Origin of the sequence: Bacteroides sp. 1001302B_160321_D4, from assembly GCF_015667765.1 — a bacterium.
In the GTDB taxonomy this organism is placed as follows: domain Bacteria; phylum Bacteroidota; class Bacteroidia; order Bacteroidales; family Bacteroidaceae; genus Bacteroides; species Bacteroides xylanisolvens.
In genome coordinates, this window is sequence record NZ_JADPLO010000109.1 from 1 (window position 1) to 9,158 (window position 9,158).

Annotated in this window: 4 protein-coding genes and 1 pseudogene; 2 read left to right on the top strand and 3 right to left on the bottom strand. The window is 41.9% G+C overall.

Annotated features, from left to right (window positions below):
- Together KFO40_RS24645 and KFO40_RS24650 are read right to left on the bottom strand one after the other, a co-directional pair.
- Positions 1-378 (bottom strand): annotated as a pseudogene (locus KFO40_RS24645) (PAS domain-containing sensor histidine kinase); the annotation flags it as partial.
- Between the two features lie 242 nt (positions 379-620).
- A complete protein-coding gene (locus tag KFO40_RS24650) occupies positions 621-2,135 on the bottom strand; it encodes a TlpA disulfide reductase family protein (protein ID WP_211146905.1) in 1,515 nt (504 codons plus the stop codon).
- Positions 2,136-2,261: 126 nt separating this feature from the next.
- Here KFO40_RS24650 and KFO40_RS24655 point away from each other — a divergent pair, with 126 nt between their 5' ends.
- Complete coding sequence (locus tag KFO40_RS24655; RefSeq protein ID WP_248005622.1) at positions 2,262-5,579, top strand: glycoside hydrolase family 2 TIM barrel-domain containing protein; 3,318 nt, start codon at positions 2,262-2,264, stop codon at positions 5,577-5,579.
- Between the two features lie 36 nt (positions 5,580-5,615).
- A complete protein-coding gene (locus tag KFO40_RS24660; protein WP_211146903.1) occupies positions 5,616-8,465 on the top strand; it encodes a glycoside hydrolase family 2 TIM barrel-domain containing protein in 2,850 nt (949 codons plus the stop codon).
- A 42-nt stretch (positions 8,466-8,507) separates the two neighbouring features.
- Here the strand turns inward: KFO40_RS24660 and KFO40_RS24665 are convergent, their stop codons facing one another.
- On the bottom strand, positions 8,508-8,912 hold the full coding sequence (locus tag KFO40_RS24665) for an ACT domain-containing protein (RefSeq protein WP_211146904.1): 405 nt from the start codon (positions 8,910-8,912) through the stop codon (positions 8,508-8,510).
- Positions 8,913-9,158 lie beyond the last annotated feature (246 nt).

The window sequence follows — 9,158 nt, forward strand, 5'->3', positions numbered from 1 at the left end:
TGTAATATTGCGGAAAAAGAATAAGATCTTGTTTAAATTAGTTCTATCCCTGATCGTTGCAAATTCTCCTCTTATGGGAAATTGTGTGTAATCAACCTGTTCTTGCATGAAGGTATGTTCAGGTAATGAATACGTATTTTCTCCCTGACGAATCTTTTCCAGAATAGTCGAAAGTATATCTTCCTTTTTATTTAGCAGTTTAAATAAACGATTGGTAGGAAAGGGAAGCATATCATTGACCGACGGATGAACATGCAGTTCTGCAAAAGCCTGCTGATTGAGTTGTATAACTTCTCCATTTGTATCAAATATAATCACTCCGTCGGGTAAAATGTTTAATAATTCATCGTTATAGAGTGTCTGTTTGTAATCTTCCATTTCTTTTATTGTTTTGTACTGAATATAAGATATATGAGACATATCTTATAACAAAGAAAACCATTTCTGCGAAGATTATAACATATTTACAGCTCTTTTTGAGCGACTTATACGGTTATTTTAAATTGCAAGATATTTAATGTTAATACAATATTCTTATTTTAATATTCGATATTCAAATATTAATAGAGAGAATGTGCCAAAACTCCTTTATGATTTTATTTTGGCACATTTCTTTTTCTTTATCTAGTAAGCTTTTGCCAATCGTTTTTGGCTGTTCCTTCTGTGAAATTGAATGATTTAGTTTTGAGAGGTAATGGCTTGAATGTGAGGGAAAATTCGGCTTCTCCGCTTTCAGGCAGAAAGAAATGCTTACCGGGAGTAATGCCGTCAGCCTTTTGTAATGTGTATGATGCACCTTGCTCGTCTACTAGTTTGGCATTTACACTTACTTGTATCCAGTATTTGGGTATGTAATATGCATAAAAATGAACGATAGTGGCTGTATCAGTCAATTCTACCTGCTTCACTTCAAGAATATCAGTATTGGTTGATTCAAAACTTGGATAGTTAACTACTTTTCTATTGGTGTCCCCGGTGATACTCATTTCACGCTTTGGTGCATCCAAATATCTACGCATCTTTAATTTCAAGCTGCCTTTACCATAGCCCGACCACATTTTCACGATTTTGCCTTCGGGAGAGATAAGAACATAATTCGGAATGCCGTTGACGTCATACACAGCATATAGTCCTGCAGTTTGTTTCAAATCACTTAAGTTTTGCCAAGTCATTTCATGTTGCGCAGAAGCAGCTTTCCATCTAGTTTGCGTATCCGAACTCAAACTGATGATGGTGAGTCGGTCTTTATATTGCTCTTGAATCTCTTTCATTTCGGGCAAAGCCATGATGCAAGGACCACAACCACTGCTCCAGAAATCAAGTAACATATATTTTCCTTTGAAGTCAGCCAAATGATGCACTTTTCCATCTAAATCAAAAAGATCGGCGTCTGCCATATCATCTCCTTCTTTCACCGTTTTAGGAGGGAAGAGATTAACCCTAATTTCTTGTCCTCCAATGGAAGCTTTCTGCTCTTCGTTTAATCTGTCATACAAAGCCAGTATTTCTTCCTTATTGGTAAACCTTGAATTGTATTTCAAAGACATACTCAAACGGAGTAATTTTTCCATCCAGACATTGGAAATAGGGAGCTCCTTCATCAACTTTAATTCCCGTTGATTAATAATAGAAGATATACTATCACTCTTTGTTCGAAGTGCTTTTCGTTCGGTTTCTGAAGCTGAACGCATACTTCTTTCTTTGATAGCCAAGCGTTGAAATTCGTCCCATAAGTCACGGGAATCCTCAATGAATCTATTATGTTCTTGTTGTTCTTTTACCGGACTGTCTACCCTCCATGTATAAATCAGAGGGTTTGTGCCCGTTACTTTTATTTTTGCGCCCGGAGTTGCATAAATATCTAACGACATTGGAGGGAAATCTGTATCGCGACACATGAGAGACAGTTGATCCATACCGCTTTCTCCTGCATTTCGCTTGAAAAAGAAAGTTCCATTACGTATCGTATCCGTACCAACTATGCTTCCTACGCGTCCATCCGTCAAAAATAAGGAAACATGAGTTCCGTCTTTCACTCCTTTTACCTCACCTTTAATTGTGTACTCGTGTTGTGCTTGTGAAACGAGACTGCCTAATAAAAAGAAGCTGCTAAATAGTAGTTTTTTCATCATCATAATATTAGAAGTAATTATACGCCACAAGGTAAAGATTTTCTTCATAGAGTGTTACTCCTTTTATTGTTCTTTAATATTTCTGTAAAAGAAAAGGGTACAAAATGCCCTTTCGTCCGTCTACTTGATATGAAGAAAAAAGAACGAATGAAAATATATACTTTACTATTGGGTGTATTGTTTGTAAGCCCGATACAGGCACAAACAATGCATGATTGGGAGAATCATCATGTTCTCCAGATCAATCGTGAACCGGCAAGAGCCGCTTTTACCCCTTTCTCTGTACAGAAAGGAGACGGCTCAATCTCTTTAGACGGAACCTGGAAATTCCGTTGGACTCCCGTTCCCAATGAAAGAGTCGTGAATTTCTATCAGACAAATTTTAATGATAAAGATTGGACGGATTTTCCTGTTCCGGCCAATTGGGAAGTGAACGGATATGGCACGCCTATCTATGTTTCAGCAGGCTATCCGTTTAAAATAGATCCTCCACGGGTGATGGGAGAACCGAAAACTGACTATACCACGTATAAAGAACGAAACCCGGTAGGGCAATATCGCCGCACCTTTGTTTTGCCGGCCGGATGGGAAGCGAATGGACAGACTTTTCTACGGTTTGAGGGCGTAATGAGTGCCTTTTATGTTTGGATCAATGGCAAACGGGTAGGGTATAGCCAAGGCAGTATGGAACCGAGTGAATTTAATGTCACGAAGTATCTGAAATCCGGAGAAAATCAAATTTCACTGGAAGTCTACCGATATAGTGACGGTTCTTATCTGGAAGATCAGGATTTCTGGCGTTTTGGTGGTATTCATCGTAGTATTCATCTGATACACACGCCGGATATTCATGTGCGTGATTATGCGGTACGCACTCTTCCCGCATTTGCCGGTGATTATAAAGACTTTATTTTGCAGATTGATCCGCAATTCAGTGTATATCGAGGGATGACCGGAAAAGGGTATGTCTTACAGGGAGTACTGAAGGATGCTTCAGGCAAAGAAGTTGCCACATTGAAAGGTGATGTGGAAGATATGCTTGATTTGGAGCATAAAGCAAGCCGGATGAATGAATGGTATCCGCAGCGTGGCCCGCGTAAGATGGGACGTTTGTCAGCCATTATAAAATCACCGGAAAGATGGACGGCAGAAACACCCTATCTTTATAAACTACACTTGACTCTCCAAAATGAAGAAGGAAAAGTCGTAGAACAGATAGAACAGGCCGTGGGCTTCCGCTCTGTAGAAATCAAAAAAGGACAACTGTTAGTGAATGGTAATCCGGTTCGTTTTCGTGGAGTGAACCGCCACGAACATGATCCACGGACAGCACGTGTTATGAGCGAAGAACGAATGCTTCAGGATATTCTTTTAATGAAGCAGGCGAATATAAATGCTGTGCGCACCAGCCATTACCCCAATGTCAGCCGTTGGTACGAGCTATGCGACAGCTTGGGATTGTACGTGATGGACGAAGCGGACATAGAAGAACACGGATTGCGTGGCACACTCGCAAGTACCCCCGACTGGCATGCAGCATTTATGGACCGTGCGGTCCGTATGGCGGAACGTGATAAGAATTATCCATGTATTGTAATGTGGAGCATGGGAAACGAAAGCGGTTACGGACCGAACTTCGCTGCTATTTCGGCATGGCTGCATGATTTCGATCCCACTCGTCCTGTACACTATGAGGGGGCACAGGGAGTGGACGGAAATCCTGACCCGAAGACGGTCGATGTTATCAGCCGCTTTTATACCCGGGTGAAACAAGAATACTTGAATCCCGGTATTGCCGAAGGAGAGGATAAAGAACGCGCTGAAAATGCACGTTGGGAACGGTTATTGGAGATTGCGGAACGCACCAATGACGACCGTCCGGTAATGACAAGTGAATATGCACATTCCATGGGGAATGCATTGGGAAATTTCAAGGAATACTGGGATGAGATATATAGCAATCCCCGTATGCTGGGTGGTTTTATATGGGATTGGGTAGATCAAGGAATCTACAAAACTTTACCCGATGGCCGTACCATGGTGGCTTATGGTGGTGATTTTGGTGATAAACCGAATTTAAAAGCGTTCTGTTTTAATGGATTGCTGATGAGCGAGCGTGAAACTACGCCTAAATATTGGGAAGTAAAGAAAGTGTATGCACCCGTCGAACTAAAAATGGAAAACGGGAAACTGAAAGTGACGAACCGGAATCACCACACCGGCTTGTCTCAATATCGTTGCCTATGGACTGTGTCAATCGATGGAAAGCAGAAAGAGCAGGGAGAATTTACATTGCCGGAAATAACTCCAGGCGAAAGTAAAACAATTGATTTGCCTGCTTTCTGTTCATTAAAAGGCGCTTATTCTTTGAGTAATAAAAATGAAAAAGTTAGTAAGACCAATAAAAAAACGGAGAAAACTCTTTCCGATTACCAGCTGAAAGTAAGCATTGTTTTGAAATCGGATGCTCTTTGGGCAAAGGCAGGACATGAAGTGGCCTGGGAACAATTCTGCTTGCAGAAAGGAGATTTAGCCTCTACCGATCTGATTAATAAAGGAGCACTTCAGGTGAAAGAGGATGATAAATCTTTATTGATTAGTGGGCGCAGTTTTTCTGTTCAGTGGGAAAAGAAAGTGAACGGAAGTATGACTTCCCTTATATATAAGGGCAAGGAAATGCTGGCTCACTCCGATGATTTTCCGGTTCAGCCTGTCACTCAAGTTTTCCGTGCTCCGACAGATAATGACAAGAGCTTCGGAAACTGGTTGGCTAAAGACTGGAAATTGCATGGAATGGATCATCCGCAGATAAATCTGGAATCTTTCCGCCATGAAAAACGTGCAGACGGGGCGGTCATTGTCCGGATTCAAACAAGTAATTTATATAAAGAAGGAAAAGTGGTGACGACTTCTGTCTATACGGTCTTTTCAGATGGAACGATTGATCTGAAAACAACTTTCTTGCCACAAGGAGTTCTTCCTGAAATTCCCCGTTTAGGAATCGCATTCTGTCTGGCGCCTGCTTATGATACATTTACCTGGTATGGCAGAGGACCACAGGATAACTATCCTGACCGCAAAACATCTGCTATGATAGGGCTTTGGAAAGGAAGCGTTGCAGACCAATACGTACATTATCCACGTCCGCAGGACAGTGGAAACAAAGAGGAAGTGCATTATCTTACCTTGACCGACAAACAGAATAAAGGCATTCGTGTTGACGCGGTAGAAAACGCATTTTCTGCATCTGCCCTGCATTACACCGTACAAGACATCTATGAAGAAACTCACGATTGCGATTTAAAACCACGTGCAGAAGTTATTCTTAGTATGGATGCTGCCGTACTTGGATTAGGAAACAGTAGTTGCGGACCGGGTGTATTGAAGAAATATGCCATAGAGAAAAAAGAACATACGTTGCATCTCCGTATCAGTAGTAAACAATAATAGCAATAAATAACTAACACAATAATAAAAGTAACAATGAAAAAAGTAACCACTTTATTATCGACCTTAGCGTTGGCAACTACCCTGGCTGCTCAAAACCTTCCACAAACGGAAAGGCAATATCTCTCCGGTCACGGATGCGACGATATGGTTGAATGGGACTTCTTTTGTACCGACGGACGCAATTCCGGCAAATGGACGAAAATCGGCGTACCTTCCTGTTGGGAATTGCAAGGCTTCGGCACTTATCAGTATGGAATCACTTTCTATGGAAAGCCATTTCCTAAAGGCGTTGCCGATGAAAAAGGGATGTATAAGTACGAATTTGAAGTTCCGGAAAAGTTTCGCGGCAAACAGGTCAATCTTGTATTCGAAGCTTCGATGACAGATACGGAAGTAAAAGTAAACGGACGCAAAGTTGGTTCCAAACATCAGGGAGCCTTCTATCGTTTTTCATACAACGTCACGGATTTCCTGAAATATGGCAAAAAGAATTTACTGGAAGTCACTGTTGCCAAAGAAAGTGAAAATGCCAGTGTGAACCTTGCCGAACGTCGTGCTGATTATTGGAATTTTGGCGGTATCTTCCGTCCGGTGTTCCTGGAGGTGAAACCAGCCGTAAACCTGCGGCACATTGCCATTGACGCAAAGATGGATGGAACTTTCCGTGCCAACTGCTACACAAATATCTCTAATGACGGAATGAGCATCCGTACACAGATTTTAGATAAAAAAGGGAAAAAGATAACGGAAACCACCGTACCCGTAAAAGCAGGAGGCGACTGGACTTCCCTGCAACTGAATGTATCTAACCCCGCATTATGGACAGCGGAAACTCCGAATCTTTATCAAGCGCAATTCTCTCTATTGGATAAGACCGGTAAGGTTTTGCATAGTGAAACAGAAAATTTTGGTTTCCGCACGATTGAAGTACGCGAAAGCGACGGACTTTATATAAACGGAGTACGTATCAATGTACGTGGTGTCAATCGCCATAGTTTCCGTCCTGAAAGTGGTCGTACGTTGAGTAAAGAGAAGAATATCGAAGACGTTCTCTTGATGAAAGGCATGAACATGAATTCTGTCCGTTTGAGCCACTATCCGGCTGACCCGGAATTTTTGGAAGCCTGTGATTCTCTCGGACTTTATGTGATGGATGAATTGGGAGGCTGGCATGGCAAGTATGATACCCCCACCGGAGTACGTCTGATTGAAGGCATGATAGAACGTGACGTGAATCATCCGTCTATTATTTGGTGGAGTAATGGTAACGAAAAAGGATGGAATACCGAACTGGATGGAGAGTTTCATAAATACGATCCACAGAAACGTCCGGTTATTCACCCGCAAGGCAATTTCTCCGGTTTTGAAACCATGCATTACCGCTCTTACGGAGAAAGCCAGAACTACATGCGCTTACCGGAAATCTTTATGCCTACGGAATTCTTGCATGGTTTATACGATGGTGGCCATGGTGCCGGATTATATGATTATTGGGAAATGATGCGCAAGCATCCCCGTTGTATCGGTGGCTTCCTTTGGGTATTGGCAGACGAAGGTGTGAAGCGTGTGGATATGGATGGATTCATCGATAACCAGGGAAACTTTGGAGCAGACGGTATTGTAGGACCACATCACGAAAAGGAAGGTAGCTACTACACTATCAAGCAGTTATGGAGCCCGGTGCAAATCATGAATACTTCTATCGACAAGCAATTTGATGGCAAATTCTCCGTAGAAAACCGTTACGATTATCTGAATCTGAATACTTGCCGTTTCCTTTGGAAGCAAGTAAAATTCCCGCTGGCAACAGATGCTTCCAATGCTGCTATTCAAGTGTTGAAAGAGGGTGAAGTGCAAGGCAGTGACGTGGTTGCTCACTCGGCAGGCATTTTGGATATAAAAACAAATATCCTCCCCAATGCAGACGCCCTCTTCCTGACAGCAATCGATCCATACGGCCATGAACTTTGGCGCTGGACTTTCCCGGTCAACAAACTGAATCAGCAGACAGAACAGCTTTCTCCCTTGTCCAGTCGTCCTGCTTATACAGAGACAGAAAATGAGCTTACTGTGAAAGCGAATAAGCGTACGTTTATCTTCTCAAAGAAAGACGGACAACTAAAAGGAGTATCTGTAGATAACCGTAAGATTAGTTTCGCCAATGGCCCCCGTTTCATCGGAGCCCGTCGTGCAGACCGCTCATTGGATCAGTTCTATAACCATGATGATGAGAAAGCAAAAGAAAAAGACCGCACATACAGCGAATTCCCCGATGCTGCCGTATTTACGAAACTGGATGTGAAAGAAGACGGAGGTAATCTGGTTGTTACCGCCAATTATAAACTGGGCAACCTGGATAAGACCCAATGGACAATTAACCCGAGTGGGGAACTGGCTTTGGATTACACCTATAATTTCTCCGGTGTCGTAGACTTGATGGGTATTCGTTTCGACTATCCTGAAGATCAGGTAATCAGCAAACGCTGGCTGGGTGCCGGACCTTACCGTGTATGGCAAAACCGTATTCACGGAACACAATACGATGTTTGGGAAAACGACTATAACGATCCTATTCCGGGTGAGACTTTCACATATCCCGAATTCAAAGGATACTTTGGTGATGTTTCCTGGATGAATATCCAAACGAAAGAAGGCACTATCAGCCTGACAAACGAAACTCCCGACGCATATATCGGAGTATATCAGCCTCGTGATGGCCGCGACCGTTTGCTTTATACTCTTCCCGAAAGCGGAATCTCTGTCCTGAACGTGATTCCTCCGGTACGTAATAAAGTAAACTCCACCGATTTGTGTGGTCCCTCTTCACAACCGAAATGGGTAAATGGTCCACAAACCGGACGAGTCATTTTCCGGTTTATGTAAATGAATCATATAAAGGTATCCACATTGCGTTGGGTACCTTTCTTATTTAATCTTCTGAAGTTCGAGAATGGCATTCAGTGCTTGTTCCGCCTTCTCTTTAGGCACAAAAATATGGTCGTGGTAATATGCTGCTATTACATTTGCGCTAATGTTTTTCTCTGTAAGTTTAGCCGAGAAAGCAGCTGTCAAGCCCACTGCATCTAAACTGGAATGTACATTGAGAGTAATAAGCCTGTAAACAGACTGGCAATCCATATCTTTGCCTATGGCATCTTTCAGGTCAAGAATGAAGGTCATACCTTCTTTCTCCTGAAAAAAAACGACCGGGTTTAATTCACGCATTTTATCCCAATCAAATGTCGGGAAAGAGCAAAAAACAAAGTCACGTTTATCCAATACAGGTTCCATATTGGATAATAATATATCTAAATCTTTAATACCTGACATGAGTTCAAATAGTGATGATTGCGCAAATATAACAAATATAAACAGTTACAAAACTCTTTCCCATGAAATTAATTTTCTATATTTGGAGGCAAGAATCTTATTTATTTAAGTTTATGAACTTTCTAATATTCAGGTACAATGAAACACGATAATTCTTTTTTGTTAATAATATTTTTGTTATTAGCCGGATGCGGGCAAAAAGACCGGGCAAAATCTCAATTCGAATCATCTGTACAGACAGAAGAA

Bases quoted from the DNA above. Each gene is read 5' to 3' on its own strand.
- KFO40_RS24665 (WP_211146904.1), bottom strand. From the start codon at position 8,912: ATGTCAGGTATTAAAGATTTAGATATATTATTATCCAATATGGAACCT.
- KFO40_RS24655 (WP_248005622.1), top strand. From the start codon at position 2,262: ATGAAGAAAAAAGAACGAATGAAAATATATACTTTACTATTGGGTGTA.
- KFO40_RS24660 (WP_211146903.1), top strand. From the start codon at position 5,616: ATGAAAAAAGTAACCACTTTATTATCGACCTTAGCGTTGGCAACTACC.
- KFO40_RS24650 (WP_211146905.1), bottom strand. From the start codon at position 2,135: ATGATGATGAAAAAACTACTATTTAGCAGCTTCTTTTTATTAGGCAGT.